Genomic DNA, 17468 nt, shown 5'->3' with positions numbered 1-17468 from the left:
TCCTCGCGGGGGCCGCCCGGCCGCAACGCGCTCCGGCGAAGGCCCCGGCACGGCCGCACCCGCCCGCCGCGACGACCACGCGGCTACGGCTCGTACAGAGGCAGAAAGTGGATGACCGCCTCCTCGTAAGGATGCGCGGCACGCACGGCTCGCTGGACGGCAGCGGCCTGCGCCACGTCACAGACCGACTCGATCCGGCACTCCTCGCCGTGCTGCGTGACACCCACCTCGCCGTCGTACGGCTGCGAACCGGGCAGCGCCTGCCAACTGCCGGTCACCTTCCACACACTTGAACACCGCGCGTACGCCCCGACCCGCCCCGCACCGGCCCCGTGGAGCGCCTCGATCACGGCCTCCGCGTGGCTCTCGGGAACAGATATCTCGATCTTCAGCCGCGTCATCCCCGGACCCTAACAACCCGCGACACCCGCGCCCGCTGTCAGTGGCGGCTGCTTCCATGACGCCATGAACACCGTGCACGAGATCGCCGCCCGCCTCCCCGACCCCGCGGAACTCCGCGCCCACCTCCGCGCGCTGGCCGTCCTGGACGCCGCGATCGGCGACGATCCCCAGTACTGCTGCTACACCTTCGACGCCGACTGGGGCCACGGCGAGGAGGCGGCCCTGATGTCGAACGGCTCGGGCGACGAGTTCTCCGTCCTCTTCACCCCGGCCGGGGTGCTCGTACGCGGCTTCGACCACGAGTCCGCGATGAGCCCGTACGCGAGGGACGACGAGCGGGTGTGGCCGGGCGTCCTCGACGACGTACCCGCCGCACTGCGCCCGCTCCTGGACGAGCCGGCCTTCTGGGACGAGGCCATCGACGCCCCGCACGTCACCGCGTGCATCTGGCGGGAGACCACCGACACCGCCTGGCGCACCGGCTCCGCCATCGCCTTCCCCCCGGACAACGAGTCCCCGGACGGCGCCGGTCACCTCTTCCACCTCCTCTCGGACCGCTCCCCCGAGGCCGTGCAGTCCCACTTCGCGGACTACTACGAGCGCCCCGTCCCCCTCGAAGCCGTCCGCCACGTCCTCGCCGGACTCCCCCTCACCCCGTCGGTCGCCGGGGCCCTCGCCCCGGCCGCCCTCCCGGACACCGCCCTGCGGGATCAGGACACCTCCGAGTGACCGAGGTCACGATGTGGGCCTCGTGGCTATCCCGAGCCCGTGCCACCTGACGGCTGATCCCCCCAGGTCTTCCTGGTACTCCCGTCGGCTCCTGCCACCCGGAGCACAGGCAGAGCTCGCCGGCACCACCTGGGCCCCTCCGGCACCTTGTCTCCGCTTGGACCGTGCATCAGGCCGACGAGATCGCCGACCTGTGGGAAGCCCGGATCGCCCGCCTCGAAACGGAGAACGCCAAGCTCAGTGAAACCGCCGCCGCGGCAAACCGTGTGACCCGCCTCCCAGCGGTCCGAACGACGGCAACCGGATCCTGCGGCCGGCACGCCCAGCCCACAGCAGCCGAACCGGCCTTCACATATGCCGGAGGGTGTATTCCGCGCCGGCGTACTCGCCGCCCTGCGGATCGCTCTCGGCCGGATCCTGGCCCGCCGGAAGACGCGAAGCGAAGGGTTCGGCATCGTCCACGGGCACGTATCCCAAGTCCGCCCCGGCATCGGTGTCCCAGAAACGGCGGGTGTTGGCGGAGACCGCATAGACGGTCTCGAAGCGCACGTCCGGAGCGGTGAGAGCCGTCCGGACGAAGCCGAGGCCGTCGCGGGGGCTCAGCCACGTGGACAGATGCCGTCGCTCGCTCGGTGCGTCCTCGAAGCTCCCGATCCGCAGGCACACTACCGACAGGCCGAACTTGTCCGCATACAGGCGCCCGAGCGCTTCCACCGCGACCTTGCTGACCCCGTAAAGACCGTCCGGACGCGCGGGCATCTCGGGTGTCACGGTCTCCGCGACCGGATAGAAACCGCTCACCCGATTGCTGCTGGCCAGCACGACCCGCCGCACCCCCTGCCGACGCGCGCCCTCCAGCACGTTGTGCGTCCCTCGGACGTTCCCGTCCAGCAGATCCGGCAATGGCGCCTCATCAGGGATCCCGCCCAGATGCACCACCGCGTCCACGTCCTTCAGGACCGCTGTCACCGCTTCGGCATCACGCAGATCCAGCTGGTGAACGTCCTCCGTCGGCGTCTGCGCCGTGAGCCCGGCACGATCGATGAGCACCAGCCGCGCCACCTCGTCACGCAGGCCCGCCCGCACCACCGATCCGATCCGTCCGGCCGCACCCGTGATCGCCACAGTCCCAAGTCCCGTTCCCATGACGACCACCCTGCCGCACACCACCGGCATCCGGAACTCCGCGAGCCGTTCGCGGGCACCTCGAATTCAAGGGCAGCCTGCTGATCAAGCCCCGCGCCCGGCATCCCGATCGAGGACATCATGAGGGAGACGCCGGCGCGCGGTGAGTGAGTACCGAACCGTCTTCCGCCCCGAGGCGCAGGCCGAGCTTCGGAAGATCCCGCGCGAGACGGCGCTGCGCATCCTGGCCAAGCTGACCGAGCTGGAAAGCGATCCGCCCGGCTTCAACACCACCGCACTCGTGTCCCAGCCGGATCGCCGGCGCCTACGGGTCGGCGACTGCCGCGTCGCCCACACGATCGACAACGGAGAACTGGTGGTCCGGGCCGTTCACGTGGGGCACCGGTCCGCCGTTCACGACACCTGACCGCCGCCGACCGCACGTCAGAACATTCAGCACCCGACGTGCACGTTTGACCCAACTCCTCACATGAAGTAAGCGCACGGCTACACGTTGAAGCGGAACTCCGCCGAGTCCAGCCAGGAAATGGCCTCAGGAGTGGAGAGTGACACCCCTTCAGACGGTTGCCCGAAGAACTCGAGGTCGTCGCCCATTACCTCGACGCAGTCAGCGGCTTCCACTCGCTTCAACAGAGTCAGCCGCACCCCCGCCTCAGAGCGGGAACCGGACGGACCCAGTGGTCGTTCAGCGGTCGGATTCCTCGTCGCGCCAATGCTGGGGTTTGTTCAGCTCCACGCAGCAACGGATCTTTCCGTGCCCGATGTTCTGCTCGCTCAGACGCTGGATCATCCAGTAGTCGGCCACCTCGGCCGGGATCGGGTACGGGGCCGGATAACCCTGCGCCTCGGCACCGGGCACGAAACCGTACTTCGGGTAGTACTCCAGGTGGCCCAGAACGAAGGCCACGTGCGAGCCGAGTTCCTTGAGCCTCTCAAGACCGGTGGTGATCAGCTGCCCGCCTACGCCCTGGCGCTGGCACTCGGGTATCACCGCCAGCGGGGCGAGGATGTGCATCATCGGCGACTCCTCGGCCCCATCGAAGTACGCGCGAGTGAAGAGGACGTGCCCGATCGGGCTCTCACCGTCGAAAGCGAGGAGGGACACCACGGGAGTGGCGGTCTCATCGGCCAGCAGTTCGGCCACCAGCATGGCTTCCTTGTCGTAGCCGAAGGAGCGGGTGACGACGTCCTTGATGGTGTCGAGGTCCTCGGTGGTGGTTTCGCGGATGTGGAGATTCGCGTGTGTCATGGCTTCCTTGAGTGGTGGCAAGTCAGAAGTGAAGCGCCCCAGGAGACTCCTGGGGCGCTTCAGCGTTGCACTGCAAACCTGCTACGGCCGGGGCCCGAACTACACGGTCGCACAGTACCCCGGAGTCGCATTCTTGCAGGTCAGAACCTGGTTCACACGTTGAAGCGGAATATGCAGTGCAGGGCTCCCACCTGCGAAAACGCGGGTTCTCCAGTGGGCGTCCCAGCACAATCCCAGCACGGGAGTTTCGTCCCAGCACCACGCAGCTGGAGATCCACTCCGTATGGCTTGCGCGTCGAATGGCCGTTGGCTTGAACGCCTTCTCGCAGACATCCGGGAACAAACGCACTACCGCCGATCGGGACGGCGGCGGCCCTGCAAGAGAGACGGACCGAAGCATCACGGCCCAACGGCTGTGCAGCGCACTGCGCCAGCTTGTCCGCCATTCCTTCCGAGGCCGTGACCTGTTATCGCAGGCCGGGCGCAGCCTCCGGAAGGGGCCTCCGGCTCCACGCTCGGCATCGCTAGGCTGGCCATGCCACAACACTGCCCACGATCCGGAGGACTCCCGTGACGCCGACCGCCGCCAAGCCCGGCCTCCCGGCGCGTCGCGAGCACTGGTTCCAACCGCGCCGGTCCGGCTTCCGGTGGGAGCAGGAGGGCCTTGAGCACGTCCGGCAGCTGATGCCGAACGCCGAGCCGTACCGGGCGTGGGCCACGTTCCGGTTCACCGGTGTCACGGGCCGGGTCAACGAGTGCGATCTGCTGATCGCCGTACCCGGCGGTGTCTATCTGCTGGAGCTCAAGGGGCACCCGGGCCGGGTGGTGAACCATGGGGACACCTGGCAGTTCCATGGTGACCGGGTCCGCACACTGCGCAACCCGCTCTATCTCACCGACCTCAAGGCCAAAGAGCTGAAGGCGCAGCTGGAGCGGGCCGCGCACGCAGCGGGGATTCCCGAGGCGAAGATCCCCTTCATCAAGCCAGCGGTATTCCTGCATGACCCCGACCTGGTGAGCGAGCTGGACCAGTTTCAGCGCGCGTCAGTGTACGGCCGCAACGGCGGCACCAGCCATCTGCCGGGCATCTGGGACGGGCTGCTCGGGCTGCCGCCGGAGCGGGAGAGCTGGCGCGTCACCCCACAGGACAGCCAGCGGCTCGAAATGCTGATGAAGCGCATCGGGATCAGCCACTCCACCAGCCACCTGCGATTCGGGGACGACTGGCAGCTCGAGCCGCGCGCAATGGACGCCGGCCCCGGCTGGGAGGACCGGCTGGCCCGGCGCGACGACGGCCTGGTCAAGGAGAGCGGCCGGGTCCGGATCTATCTCTCGGGTCAGGCCGCGGCGGCGGAACAGCGCGGCCGGGTCGACCGGGCCGCCCTGCGCGAGTACCAGGTACTCCAGGGCATCAACCATCGCGGCATCGTCCAGGCCGTGCAGATCCGTGAACACCAGGGCGGCCCGGCGATCCTATTCCGGCATCACGAGTCGGATCTGCGCCTCGACGCGTTCCTAAACGCGTACGGCGACCGGCTCGCGCCTGTCGTCCGCCTGGATCTGGTGCGCCAGCTCGCCGAGGCCGTCCGGTACGCCCACAACCGGTCGCTGTACCACCGGGCCCTGTCGGCGCGCTCGGTGTACGTGTCCACACAGGAGGACGGCACGGAGCCAGTGCTGCGGATCGCCGACTGGCAGACCGCCGCCCGGGACTTCGACACGACCTCCCATCTCACCCTCGGGCAGACGCCGCTGGACTCGGGGCTGGTCGCCGACATCGCCCAGGTGTACCTGGCCCCGGAGACCGCGAGGGAATTCGCCGACCCGGTGGACCTCGATGTCTTCGGCATCGGCGCGCTCTCCTACCTGCTGCTGACCGGCAAGCCCCCCGCGGATGCCCGGGGGCCCCTGGTGGACCGGCTCGCTGCGGACGGCGGACTGCACCCGTACGCGGTGTCCGACAGCGTCTCGGCGGCCCTGGACGACCTGGTCTTCCGGGCCACCGCCTCCGACGTGCAGAACAGGCTGTCGTCCGCGGACGAGTTCCTGCGGCTGCTCGACGCGGCAGAGGCCGAGGACGCCGCGGCCCGGCGCGGCAGTGTCGAGGTGACGGACCCGCTCACGGCCAAGGCTGGCAGCCGTCTTGACGCCGAGTGGGAGGTCGTGCGGGTCCTGGGGACGGGCGCGACCGCCCGCGCCCTACTGGTGCGCCGTGCGGAGGACGGGGTGCCGGACCCGTCGCTGCGCGTCTTCAAGGTGGCGCTCGACCGGGAGAAGGACAGCCGGCTCTACGCGGAGGCGAAGGCCCTGCGCGAGGTGGGCGGCAACCGCATCGTGAAGCTGCTGGCCGCCCCGCGTGAGCTGGGCGGGCACACCGTTCTGGAGATCGAATACGCGGGCGGGTTCCGGTCGGCGGACGATCGCGAGGCGGTGAGCCTCGGCTCCCGGCTGCGCGGCGAGGGGCGGCTGGGGTACGCCCAGCTGGAGCGGTTCGGGAATGACCTCTTCGAGGCGATGGACAGCCTGGCCGCCCGGGGGGTGCGCCACCGCGACATCAAGCCGGACAATCTGGGCCTGTTCAAGCGCAGTGACGGCTCCTGGCAGCTGATGCTGTTCGACTTCTCTCTGGCGGACGCCCTCGACCAGGACCTCCAGGCCGGCACCCGCGGCTACCTCGACCCCTTCCTGGGCGACAGCCGCCGCGCCCGCTACGACGACTACGCCGAGTGGTATGCGGCGGCGGTCACACTCCACGAGATGGCCTCCGGCGAGCGGCCGGTGTGGGGCGACAGCCAGAGCGATCCGCGGACCGTCCCCGAGGCGGAGCTGTACGTGGCCCGCGAGCTGTTCGAGCCCGCGCTGGCGGACGGGCTCACCGCGTTCCTCGGCAAGGCCCTGCACCGTGACGTGGAGCAGCGCTTCGACAGCCTCCACGACATGCAGGAGGCCTGGCGCGAGCTGTTCCGCCGCGCGGATTCGGCACGCCCGCCCACGACGCCCGCGACGGTCGACACGCAGGCAGCGGACGTGGAGGACGCCCGCGAGCAGGCCGCCGCCGCCGCCGAGCTCACGACACCCCTGCATGCCGCAGGGCTGTCGCCGCGCGCGGTGTCGGTGGCGGCTGGCCTGGGTGCCGAGACGGTGGGCCGGCTGCTGGACGTCCCGCCACACACGATCTCCCGCGCGCGCGGCGCGGGCAACGTGATCCGCAAGGAGCTCAACCGGCGCCACCGCCAGTGGACGCAGGCCCTCCGCAAGCGTGCCACGGCGAAGAAGCCCGTGCGGGTGTCGTCCGACGCCCCCGTCGAGCCCCTGGAGTCCGTGGAGACGCTCGCGGCCCGGCTGGTCCCGGCCGCGGGCGGCCCCCGCACACGTCCCCGCCGCGACATCGTCCTTGCGGCCCTGGGGCTGCCGGGCGCCGGACAGACCGGCGAGCTGCCCGCGTGGCCCGCCCAGTCAGCGATCGCCGTCGCGCTCGGTGTCAGCCAGCCGACCGTGTCCGGAAACCTCACTGCCGCGACCGAGCGGTGGGCGGCGCTCGACTGGCTGGGGACCATCCGCGACGAGCTGGTCACCATACTGTCCGAGCAGGGCAGGATGATGACGGCCGCGGAACTCGCCACCGAACTGCGGGTGCGGCACACACCGCAGGACAAGGAGGGCGCGGAGGACCGGGCCGACCTGCAGACCCACGCGCTGGCCGTCGTACGTGCAGCCGTCGAGGTGGAGATCCGGCGCGACGACGCCGCCGACGACGGGAACGACGAGGAGGGCGCCTCCCGGCTCGCTGTCCTGCGGCGCGGGAGCACCGTGCTGCTGGCCCTGGTGGACCAGCCCGGCAGCGACGACCCGACGCCGGTGGAGCTGGCCGAGTACGCGACGCTCCTCGGCCGTACCGCTGAGGACGTGGCGGCTCGTGATCCGCTGCCCGGCGGCGGCTCCGTGCTGCGGGAGCTGCGCACAGTGCCCGCCCCGGAGGGGATGGCCCCACTCGCCGACACCCGGCTGCTGACGCTGTCCGCCGCTATGGCGGGCAGTATCGGCGTCACCCCGCGCTTCGAGCTGTTCCCGCTGGGCCTGGGCCTGGACCGGGCGCTGCGGATCTCGCAGGCCGCGGCCGGCGTGCGCCCCGGCATCGGAATCGGCGCCGACGAGCTGCTGAGCCGCGTGCGCTCCCGCTTCCCCCGGCTGACCGCGCTCATCGGCGTCACGTACGTGGAGTGGGAGGAGGCCCTGGCCAAGGCGCACTTCCCGCTGGAATACGACCGCGACCGCAAGCGCTTCTTCCCGCCCACCCGGGGTGCGGAGCAGAACCGTCCGACCTTCTCCGGCTCGGTGCTGACCAGCACGGGCACGCTGTACGCAGCCGCTCAGGGCCAGTTGGCGGAGGGGCGCGACCCGCGGCGGGTGATGGAGCTGAGGCTGCAGGAGGCCGTACGCCGAGGCGGCTTCCTCGCCATGACCGTCCGGGCCACGCAGCTGCCCGGTACGGCCGAGCGCCTCGCTTCCCGCTTCGACGTGGTGCCGGTCGACGTGGACGAGCTCTTCCTGGCCGCCCTGCGGGCCTTGGCCGAAGAGCAGCAGGTGCGGTGGGGGGCGCTGCTGAAGGCGGACGCCAAGTTCACCGAGACCGGCAGGATCGGACCGGCGCTGGCGTCGTACACCCGGCTCGCGGCGGAGCGGGTCGCCGCCCGCTGCACGGCGCTCGCCGAACGGTCGGGCCCGCGGACGGTGCTCCTCGCGCACCGGGCCTCCCTGGTGTCCCGGTACTGGGACGTGGGGGGCCGTGAACTGCTGGTGTCCCTCCAGGAGGCGGCCCGCCGCCCGGCCGCGGTGCCGCACGGACTGTGGCTGCTGGTCCCCATGGACGACCCGCAGGCCACTCCGGCGCTGGACGGCCGCACCGTGGACGTGGTGGACCGGGTGAGTGAATGGGTGGTGCTGGAAGGGCTGTTCATGAAGGTGTTGCAGGGCCTGCTGCCAACAGGCTGAAGCCTGCCGCCGTGGCGGCGCAAGGTCATAGGATCTGCGTCGTGGGGGACGACACGGAACAGAAGAATGCCCAGACGGATTACGCCTGCGCGGGGGACCGACATTACGAGGACGCTTCCTTCCTGCACGGCGACGGCCGGCTGCTGAACGCGGACCACTTGTTCGGGCTTGCGGTGGAGTGCCTGATGAAGGCTCTGCTGCTGCGGTTCGGTGGATCCGATGGGGTATCCATGCGGGGCAGAGGAGGCTCCGACAGTGACCGGCTCTGGTGGGACGACCCCAACGCCTCGAACCCGAACAAGAAGCGCCAGCCCCTGGGGCACATCAACGAAATCCGCGATGCGCTCCCTCTGCTGCTCAGCGGACGCCCAGGCCCCGATCTCCAAGAAGCGCTGACCAGGGTCTCCGACGACTTCGAGGAGTGGCGCGTCGATGACCGTTACGCCGACGGAACGCACCTCGCCCAGCCACTCCTGTCCCGCCGCCAGGAGGCGGCGGCCCTCGCCCACGAGCTGCATCTGCACGTCCAATTCACCGGAAAGCTGTCATGACCTTCTACGACGAACCGATCCGCTTCGACACGGCGGGGCCGGCCGCTTTCGCCCTCGCCGACGAGATCAGCGCCGAAGGCTTCGACGTCCTCCTCGTCAGGGACGTGCTCGGCAGGTTTTCCCTGGTGGTGGAGGACGGTGGGGAAGGCCGCGCGGCGAGCGGCGAACAGGCCGACGGCTGGAAGGATGCCTTCACGGGCCGGCTGGGCCGCTACTGCGGGGAGCGTCCGCTTGTCCTGGCCTCGGTCCTGCGGCTGCCGGCCTCGCTGACGGCCTCGCCCCGGACCCGGGTGGTCAAGGCGGCCGCCGACGGGGTGGGCACAGTCCGCTTCCTCGACAACACGGTCGTCGGCGAGGAGTGGTCCCACGTCTCCACTCCGCCCGCCACGGACGAGGACGGCGCGCAGCGCCCCCGCCGTACGGCTCTGTACGGGTTCAAGGGCGGCGTGGGCCGTACGACGGCGACCGCGGTGCTCGCGCGGAAGCTGGCCGACCAGGGTCTGGTCGTGCTGGTCGTCGACCTCGACCTGGAGTCGCCCGGTGTGGGCCCGCTGCTGCTCGCGGGCGGCACTCTTGGCAAGCACGGCGTGGTGGACCATCTGGTGGAGTCGGCGCTCGGCAACGCGGACGGCCTGGAGATCGTGACCCGGTCCGGGTACAACCCAAGCAACCGGGGCGAGCTGTGGATCGCCCCGGCACGCGGCGCGGGCACCGAGGGCGTCCCCTACGCATACGTGGACAAGCTGAACCGGGTGTACGCCGATGCGGCGGGCGACCGCTTCGCCGACCGCCTGGCCGCCACGGTCCGTGCCTGCGAGGAAGCGGTGGAGCGGAGCGAAGGCGGGTTCCCACCTGATGTGGTGCTGCTCGACAGCCGGGCCGGCATCCACGACGTGGCGGCCGTGACCATCTCCCACCTGTGCGACTACGCGCTGCTGTTCGGCGCGGACAACGAGCAGACCTGGTCGGGCTACCGGGACCTCTTCGAGGCGTGGGCCGCCTCCGGACAGGCCCCGGCGATCCGCAGGAAGCTGCGCATGGTGGCGTCGATGGTGCCGGACTCCGCGCACTACTCCAAGGACACCCACCTCGAGTCGTTCCGGCTGAACGCCTACAACACGTTCAGCCTCCTGTACAAGTCGCTGGCAGCGGACAAGGTCGCCAACCCCGGGTACGGCGCCTGGGAACTGACGGACGAATCCGCACCGCACTACGCGATCCCGATCCTGTTCGAACCGGGTCTGGTCGGGATGAACGTGCCGGACTCCCCGCACTGGCAGGACCGCGCCTTCGTGGAGGCCGCGTACCGTGACTTCCTGGAGACGGCCGTCCCGCTGATCCGGGCGGGGGCGGTCGAGAGAACCGACGCCGAGTCGGCCGAGCCCGAGGACGACCGCGCATGACCGAGCCGCTGACTCCTGGCGAGTTCCGCGACCTCCTGTCGCGCGCGCTTGAGGGCACCGTGGACGCGGACACCCGGCCACCCGCCGCGCACACCTTGTACATGCCGGATGCGCACCGCACCGCGCTGTACGTCGACAGCACCGTGGTGCAGGGCGACCGGGGCGTCGGCAAGACCTTCTGGGCACGCTCCCTGCTCAACTCGGAATTGCGCGAGGCTGCGGCTGTCGAGTACCGCATCAACCGGCTGAACCGGCTGAAGGTCTCACCAGGCTTCGGCATGGACCTCGTGCCCGACTACCCGGGGCCGCTCGTTCTGCCCTCGCTCCTCACGGGCGGCGCACTACCAGCAGAGATCTGGCACGCCATCCTGCTCAGCGCCCTCGGGCAGCCGGAGCTGCGGGCGACCGGGAACTGGGCCGAGCGCGTGCTGTGGGTGCGCACCAACCCCGACTCCGCCGAGGCCACGATCGCGCGAGTGGACTCGGAGGCCGCCGCGGAGAACATCGTGCGCCTGCTGGTCTTCGACGGCCTGGAGCACCTGCACACCGACTGGGACACCCGCAACGGGCTGATCGCCGAGCTGCTCCGCCTGGCCCTGCGGATGCGGTTCGGCACCCGCAACATCCGTCTCAAGGTGTTCCTGCGCCCCGACATGCTCGACGCGGCCAAGCAGCTCTTCCCCGATGCGTCGAAGCTGTCGGGGAACGCAGCCCGCCTGGAGTGGACCCGCACCGACCTGTACGGGCTCCTCTTCCACCACCTGGCCAACGAGGACGACGAGGCAGCCGAGCGATTCCGCCGCTTCACCGGCGGCTGGAAGGGCTTCGAGTCGGCTACGCAGGTGCGGTACATGGCTCCGCCCTCGCTGCGCAACGACGAGGAAACGCAGCGACCGCTGTTCGAGCGGATCGCCGGCGAGTTCATGGGGACCAACGTGCGCCAAGGCCGCCCCTACGCCTGGCTGCCGAACCACCTGATGGACAGCAACAACCGGATCAGCCCGCGAACCTTCCTCAAAGCGCTCAGCGCGGCCGCCGAGACCACGCGGACCACCCGCCCTTCCCACGACAGGGCGCTCCACTACGACGCACTCCGGGACGGTGTCCGCGAGGCGTCCAAGGTCCGGGTCGACCAGATCGTCGAGGACACCCCGTGGGTGGCACTTGCCATAGCGCCGCTCAAGGGCTGCCAAGTTCCGATCTCCATGAGGGAGATCATCCGGATCTGGGAGGACCGCGACCTTCCGCGGCTTCTCCGGGAGGAGACATCTCGCTACGCCCAGGCCGACAGCCCGGAGCTGGTCCGCACCGGGCCGCGCGACCCCGACAACCTGGAGCGCCTGGTCCAGGAACTGAGGGCCCTGGGTGTCCTGCGTCACAGGCCTCGGACGAAGACTGAGACGCTTGACCTGTACTCGCTGCTCGACCTGCCCGACATCTACCGCCTCGCTTTCGGCCTGGGCCGCCTCGGCGGGATTGCGGTCGCCAAGGGGTAGGACGATGCCTGCGGGCCCTGTGGACCCATTTGGGCCTCCGGCCTGGCAGGATGGATCGACTGGTGCGAGAGCACGCACCGCAACCCGAATCGAAGGAACACCCCCGGTGCCCTCCCAGGATGCCCGTACGGCCGACGAAGCGAAGGCCACGCCTCTGGACCATGCCGTGCTGCTCAAGGACCTCCAGAAGCAGGTCGCGCTTCTTGAGGAGGACCTGCGCGAGCGCGCGCACGGTGACAGCGAGCAGGCCGCAGCGCTGAAGGCGGAGTACGAGCGCGCCGTCAGCCAAGGCCGCACCGAGGTGCCGGAGCAGTCGTGGCTGGAGGAGCGGGTGGTGCAGATCGCCGCCGCCTGGGTCCTCGGCTGCGTCTTCGTCCGCTTCTGCGAGGACAACGGCCTGGTCGCCGAGGCCCGCCTGTCCGGCCCCGGTGAGCGGCTGGCCGAGGCACAGGACAACCACGACGATTTCTTCCGGCTGCACCCCAAGCTGAACGACCGCGACTGGCTCAAGGAGACCTTCCGCGCGCTCGGCCGCGAGCACGAGATCACCGAGGGTCTTTTCGATCCGGCGCACAACCCGCTGTGGGAACTCGACCCGTCCTACAGCGCCGCCTCCCGCCTGCTCTCCTTCTGGCGCGAGCGCGGCGCCGACGGCCGCATCCGCCACGACTTCACCGATCCGGAGCTCAACACCCGCTTCCTCGGTGATCTCTACCAGGACCTGTCCGAGCACGCCCGAAAGACGTACGCGCTGCTCCAGACTCCGGGGTTCGTGGAGGAGTTCATCCTCGACCTCACCCTGGACCCGGCCCTGGAGGAGTTCAGCCTGGACCCGGCGTGGAAGCACGTCCCCGAGGGCTGGAGGGGCGAGACGGCCGAGGAGATCGACGGGAACGGCAAGCTCACCAAGGTCGTCCGCGGTCTGCGCTGCATCGACCCCGCCTGCGGATCGGGGCACTTCCTCCTCGGCCTGTTCCGCCGGATCCTGGCGGCCTGGCGTGAAGCCGCGCCGGGCACGGAGAACTGGACGCTGGTGCGCCGCGCCCTGGAGTCCGTCCACGGCGCCGACAAGAACCCCTTCGCCGTCTCCATCGCCCGCTTCCGGCTGCTCGTCGAGATGCTCAAGGAATGCAGGGTCGGCCGGCTCTCCGCGGCACCGCGCATGCCGATCCGCATCGCCGTCGCCGACTCCCTGCTGCACGGCCGGGACGCCGGCCGCGAGACCGACCCGACGTTCGACGACATCGAGCGGGGCAATGCGTTCACGTACCGCACGGAGGATGTCGCGGAGTACGTGAAGGAGGTGGACCTCCTGGGGCGCGGCTCTTACCACGTGGTCGTGGCGAACCCGCCGTACATCACGGTCAAGGACAAGGCCGAGAACGAGACGTACCGGAAGATCTACTGGGCGTGCTCCGGGAAGTACGCACTGACGGTGCCGTTCGCCCAGCGCATCTTCGAGTTGGCGGTGCGCGCGGGCGGTGACCAGCGGAACGGCGGCTTCACCGGGCAGATCACGGCGAACTCCTTTATGAAGCGGGAATTCGGGGCGACGCTGATCGAGTCGTTCTTCAACGGAGGCCCGTACAAAGACCCCCAGACCCGGCGCCGACGGGACTTCCCCGGCGTCGAGCTCACGCATGTGCTGGACACTTCAGGGGCGTTCATCCCGGGGCACGGCACGCCGACGGTGATTCTGGCAGGGCGAAACCAGGGGCCTCGGCAGGCACTGCCTGTGAGGGCGGTGCTGGGGGTTCGAGGGGAGCCGGGACAGCCACCGAAGGGGCTGGAGGCTCAGGGGAAGGTATGGCAGGCCATCGTGTCGCAGTGGCATAGGCCGGGGGTTGGGCTTGACGAGTGGGTGACGGTTGAGGATGTCGAGCGACAGAGGTTTGCCGCGCACCCCTGGTCGCTGAGCGGAGGTGGGGCTGGCGAATCCTTCCGGAAAATCGAGAACGCCGCAGCCCTTCGGCTCGATTCTCGCGTGTTCCGCGTCGGAGTCTTCGGCATCCTCGGCTCGGACGATGCCATGACTGCGCCACAACGCGTCTTCAAGCGCGCCTGCATTCCGGACAGCCACATGCGCCGTTTCGTTGTTGGTGACGAACTCCGCGATTGGACGCCGCAACAGGGTCGATCCGTCTTCTTTCCCTACACCTCCGCACACACGCTACTTGCGGAGGCGCAACTCACCAATGCCCTGACGTGGATGTGGCCAAACCGTACCGAACTGGGCAATCGCGCCACGTTCAGCAGGGGAACCTACTTCACAGATGGGCGTCCTTGGTACGAGTGGCACCAGCTTCCTAAAGACGACGGAGCACATGATTGGACGATCTCCTTCGCGTTCGTCGCCACGCACAACCACTTCGTACTGGACCGGGGCGGAAAGGTGTTCAACCGTTCCGCGCCGGTGATCAAATTGCCCGAGGGCGCCAGTGAGGAGCAGCACCTGGAGCTACTTGGGGTGCTGAATTCGTCGACGGCTTGCTTCTGGTTGAAGCAGATCAGCCAGGCCAAGGGAGGAGCCGACAACAACAGCGGCGGAGGCAACCGCTGGACTCCGGAGGCATGGATCGACCGGTACGAGTTCACCGGCACCAAGCTCCAGGAGCTTCCCCTCCCCGCCGAACTCCCCCTGTCCCTAGCCCTTCAACTCGACGCCCTCGCCCAGAAACTGGCAGAACACGAGCCCACCGCACTGACTGGCGCCTCCACCACGCCGCCCACCCTCGAAGCCCTTGAGGCCGCCAAGGCTGCCCAAGAGCGAATCCGGGCCCGAATGATCCTGCTCCAGGAAGAGCTGGACTGGACCGTGTACGGGCTGTACGGGCTGCTCACCGCTGCCGAAGTTGCGCGTACCACCCTCCCCGGTGACCCGGCCGACCTCACCGACGCCGACGTGCCCGAGCTCGCCCTCGGGCAGCGCGCGTTCGAGATCGCGCTGGCCCGCAGCGGTGCCGACACGGCGTGGTTCGACCGGCATGGGTCCGAGCCGGTCACCGAGATCCCGTCCTCGCCCGAATGGCCCGATTCCTACCGCGAGATCGTTCAGGCGCGGCTCGATGTCATCGCAAGCAACAAGGACATCCGCCTGATCGAACGGCCCGAGTACAAGCGCCGCTGGTCCACCAAGCCCTGGAAAGACAGAGAGGCCGCAGCCCTGCGCTCCTGGCTGCTGGATGCCATGGAGCGTGAAGAGCTGTGGTTCGAGGAGCGGGACGGCATCGACTCGCCCCTCCCGCTCACGATCTACCAGCTCGCAGACACCCTCCGCCACGACCAGGCAGTCCAGGACGTCGCCAAGCTCTACGCGGAGCGGCACCTCGACAAGCAGGATGTCCCGCTGTCCACCGTTCTGGCCGCCGTGATCGAGCCCGAGCACGTGCCCTACCTCGCCGCGCTTCGTTACAAGGAGTCCGGGCTACGCAAGCGCGCCCAGTGGGAGCATGTCTGGGACGAGCAGCGCAAGGAGGATAAGAAGGGCGAGCGGCGTGACATCAAGGCCCCTCCGAAGTACACGTCCGCGGACTTCCTCAAGCACAGCTACTGGTCGAACCGGGGCAAGCTGGATGTACCGAAGGAGCGGTTTGTCTCGTATCCCGGCGTTTCTCCCGACAACGACCCGTCGCTGCTTATCGGCTGGGCCGGCTGGAATCACCGCTACCAGGCGGAGGCTCTGGTCAACCTCCTGAACGACCGCCTGAACGTGGATGGTTGGCACAGGGAGGACCCTCGCTTCATTCCGCTGCTCGCCGGACTCTCGGAGGTCATGCCGTGGGTGAGGCAGTGGCACGACGAGGACGACGCGGAGTGGGAGGGCAACCCGGCCAAGGAGTTCAACACCGCCCTCACCGCTGGCCTGCGCGGCCGGGACCTGTCCCCGGACGACCTCGCCGCTTGGCGCCCGGAGAAGAAGCGGGGCAGCACTGCGGCCACATAGGCCCGACCGATCCCGGACACATGTCTGAGGGGCGGGGACTCATCGTCCTCGCCCCTCAGACATGTTCACAGTTCAATCGTGCCCGCCGCGATCCTCAGGAACGCGGTCCACTGCGGGCGTGCGACCGTGAGGAACGGCCCCGTGGTCCGCCTGGAGTCCCGTACGTGGACCAGCGCGTCCGTTGGGGCGACCTCAACACACTGGCCGCCGTCTCCGGCTCTGTGGCTGCTCTTCACCCAGGCCAGTTCTGCCGGCCGTCCGCTGTTCACTGTCACAACTCCCCCAAGAGCCACGCGATCCAGCCCAGAGACTCCTTCGGAGTCAGCGCCTGGGCAGGCAGGATGCCGTACGTGGCTTCGAGGTTCTGCACCTTGGCCGGGTCCGAGCGCACCACGCTCTGGCTCTGCGCCTCTACGTAGGCCATCCCGCGTCGGCTCTTCGTGAGGGGCAATGTGAAAGCTCCGGCGAGGCTGGCGTGCTCGTCACGATCGAGGGGCATCACCTGAATCTCGACGTTCCGCTGATGTCCGATGAGCAGCACTTGCTCAAACTGTGCCCGCAGCACTGCCGGCCCGCCCAGCGGCCGCCTGAGCGCCGCCTCCTCAGTGACGAAACTCAGCAGCGGGGTAGGACTTCGGACGAAGATCGTCTGCCTGGCCAGTCGTGCCGCGAGGCGCTGCTCAACGGTCGCCTCCTCGAGCAGAGGCCTCCACATCTCGAAGACCGCCCGGGCGTGCTCCTCGCACTGGAGCAGTCCGTTGACCAGCAGGGCATCGTAGATGTGGAGTTCGGCGGCCTCGGCCGTGTCCACCGCGCCGGTCCCATCCGCCAGGTCCACACCCCTCGCCCCGTCGGCGTCGCGCAAGGTTCATTCGCGTTCACGTTCAGTGAGTTTCCTCGGCGTAGGCGTATCCGCCCTGCTCCGCGGCGGAAGGTGCGGTCTTCTCCCGCACGGGTGATGCGGTACGTCCCCGACAGCGGCGGCGCCCACCCCTACAGCTCCGTCCCGTACCGCCGGAAATGCTGGTCATCCTCTCTTCGCCCGCGCAACTTTCTTCGCATGACACCAATGCCCCTCACCGGCACCGGCACCGGCACCGGCCCCACACGCTGCGCCGACAGCGACTTCGAGATCCGGTTCGCCTCCACCCCGCGCGGGGCCCGGCTCGCCTCGCACTGCCTCCACTCCTGGGGGCACCCGTACGGGTCTGAGACCAACAGCAGCGTGAGCCTCGTCGTCGCCGAGCTCGCGGCGAACGCCGTCACCCACGGCCGGGTGCCCGGTCGGGATGTGCTGCTGCGGCTGGTCCGGAGTGACGGGCTGGTGCGGATCGAGGTCAGTGACACGCGGGGCGAGCGCGCCCCGGTCGTCCGGGCAGCCGGGGACGGCGAGGAGGCGGGCCGCGGCCTGGTGATCGTCTGTGCGCTCGCCGAGATGTGAGGGATGGCGGCCCGCCCGGGTGCACCCGGCAAGACGGTGTGGGCGGTGCTGCGCGAGGGCGGTCGGCCGGCCCCCACGTGACTACGCCCTTCCCCGGCTCTTCCCGGCCGTCCCAC

Annotated in this window: 13 protein-coding genes; 8 read left to right on the top strand and 5 right to left on the bottom strand. The window is 69.4% G+C overall.

Annotated elements, in window-relative coordinates; all coding sequences use genetic code 11:
• Window positions 1-83: 83 nt before the first annotated feature.
• Window positions 84-401, bottom strand: coding sequence for a hypothetical protein (locus ACFCV8_RS17815; protein WP_376686286.1), 318 nt, complete (start codon window positions 399-401; stop codon window positions 84-86).
• 64 nt (window positions 402-465) lie between these two features.
• Here ACFCV8_RS17815 and ACFCV8_RS17810 point away from each other — a divergent pair, with 64 nt between their 5' ends.
• The gene (locus tag ACFCV8_RS17810) at window positions 466-1131 is read left to right on the top strand and encodes a hypothetical protein (RefSeq protein WP_376686285.1); all 666 of its coding nucleotides are present in this window, start codon (window positions 466-468) and stop codon (window positions 1129-1131) included.
• Between the two features lie 348 nt (window positions 1132-1479).
• Here ACFCV8_RS17810 and ACFCV8_RS17805 read toward each other — a convergent pair whose 3' ends face one another.
• Entirely contained in the window at window positions 1480-2256 is a 777-nt protein-coding gene (locus tag ACFCV8_RS17805) for an NAD-dependent epimerase/dehydratase family protein (protein ID WP_376686284.1), read from the bottom strand.
• Between the two features lie 163 nt (window positions 2257-2419).
• On the opposite strand from ACFCV8_RS17805, the gene ACFCV8_RS17800 reads away from it, so the two are divergent.
• Entirely contained in the window at window positions 2420-2683 is a 264-nt protein-coding gene (locus ACFCV8_RS17800) for a type II toxin-antitoxin system RelE/ParE family toxin (protein WP_376686283.1), read from the top strand.
• Window positions 2684-2962: 279 nt separating this feature from the next.
• Here the strand turns inward: ACFCV8_RS17800 and ACFCV8_RS17795 are convergent, their stop codons facing one another.
• The gene (locus tag ACFCV8_RS17795) at window positions 2963-3526 is read right to left on the bottom strand and encodes a GNAT family N-acetyltransferase (protein WP_376686282.1); all 564 of its coding nucleotides are present in this window, start codon (window positions 3524-3526) and stop codon (window positions 2963-2965) included.
• 570 nt (window positions 3527-4096) lie between these two features.
• Between ACFCV8_RS17795 and pglW the strand changes: the two genes are divergently transcribed.
• The 5 genes from pglW (at window position 4097) to pglX (ending at window position 15911) form a co-directional block, all read left to right on the top strand.
• Window positions 4097-8518 (top strand): BREX system serine/threonine kinase PglW, encoded by a 4422-nt coding sequence (gene pglW / locus ACFCV8_RS17790; protein WP_376686281.1) that lies wholly within the window; start codon window positions 4097-4099, stop codon window positions 8516-8518.
• Between the two features lie 41 nt (window positions 8519-8559).
• On the top strand, window positions 8560-9069 hold the full coding sequence (locus tag ACFCV8_RS17785) for a hypothetical protein (RefSeq protein WP_376686280.1): 510 nt from the start codon (window positions 8560-8562) through the stop codon (window positions 9067-9069).
• Complete coding sequence (locus ACFCV8_RS17780) at window positions 9066-10472, top strand: KGGVGR-motif variant AAA ATPase (protein ID WP_376686279.1); 1407 nt, start codon at window positions 9066-9068, stop codon at window positions 10470-10472. The genes ACFCV8_RS17785 and ACFCV8_RS17780 overlap by 4 nt, the downstream gene beginning before the upstream one ends.
• Window positions 10469-11968, top strand: coding sequence for a hypothetical protein (locus tag ACFCV8_RS17775; RefSeq protein ID WP_376686278.1), 1500 nt, complete (start codon window positions 10469-10471; stop codon window positions 11966-11968). Before ACFCV8_RS17780 ends, ACFCV8_RS17775 begins: the two co-directional genes overlap by 4 nt.
• A 106-nt stretch (window positions 11969-12074) precedes the next feature.
• Complete coding sequence (pglX, locus tag ACFCV8_RS17770; RefSeq protein WP_376686277.1) at window positions 12075-15911, top strand: BREX-2 system adenine-specific DNA-methyltransferase PglX; 3837 nt, start codon at window positions 12075-12077, stop codon at window positions 15909-15911.
• 65 nt (window positions 15912-15976) lie between these two features.
• Here the strand turns inward: pglX and ACFCV8_RS17765 are convergent, their stop codons facing one another.
• Both ACFCV8_RS17765 and ACFCV8_RS17760 read right to left on the bottom strand, forming a co-directional pair.
• Window positions 15977-16147, bottom strand: coding sequence for a DUF397 domain-containing protein (locus ACFCV8_RS17765; RefSeq protein ID WP_376686287.1), 171 nt, complete (start codon window positions 16145-16147; stop codon window positions 15977-15979).
• Between the two features lie 35 nt (window positions 16148-16182).
• Window positions 16183-16776, bottom strand: coding sequence for a DUF5753 domain-containing protein (locus tag ACFCV8_RS17760; RefSeq protein ID WP_376686276.1), 594 nt, complete (start codon window positions 16774-16776; stop codon window positions 16183-16185).
• Between the two features lie 195 nt (window positions 16777-16971).
• Here ACFCV8_RS17760 and ACFCV8_RS17755 point away from each other — a divergent pair, with 195 nt between their 5' ends.
• Window positions 16972-17352 carry an ATP-binding protein gene (locus tag ACFCV8_RS17755; protein WP_376686275.1) on the top strand — a complete coding sequence of 127 codons (381 nt, stop codon included), beginning with the start codon at window positions 16972-16974 and terminating at the stop codon, window positions 17350-17352.
• Window positions 17353-17468 lie beyond the last annotated feature (116 nt).

Origin of the sequence: Streptomyces sp. NPDC056347, assembly GCF_042262625.1 — a bacterium.
In the GTDB taxonomy this organism is placed as follows: Bacteria; Actinomycetota; Actinomycetes; order Streptomycetales; family Streptomycetaceae; genus Streptomyces.
Note: the sequence above shows the minus strand (reverse complement) of the source record. Positions and strands in the feature narration are given on the sequence as shown.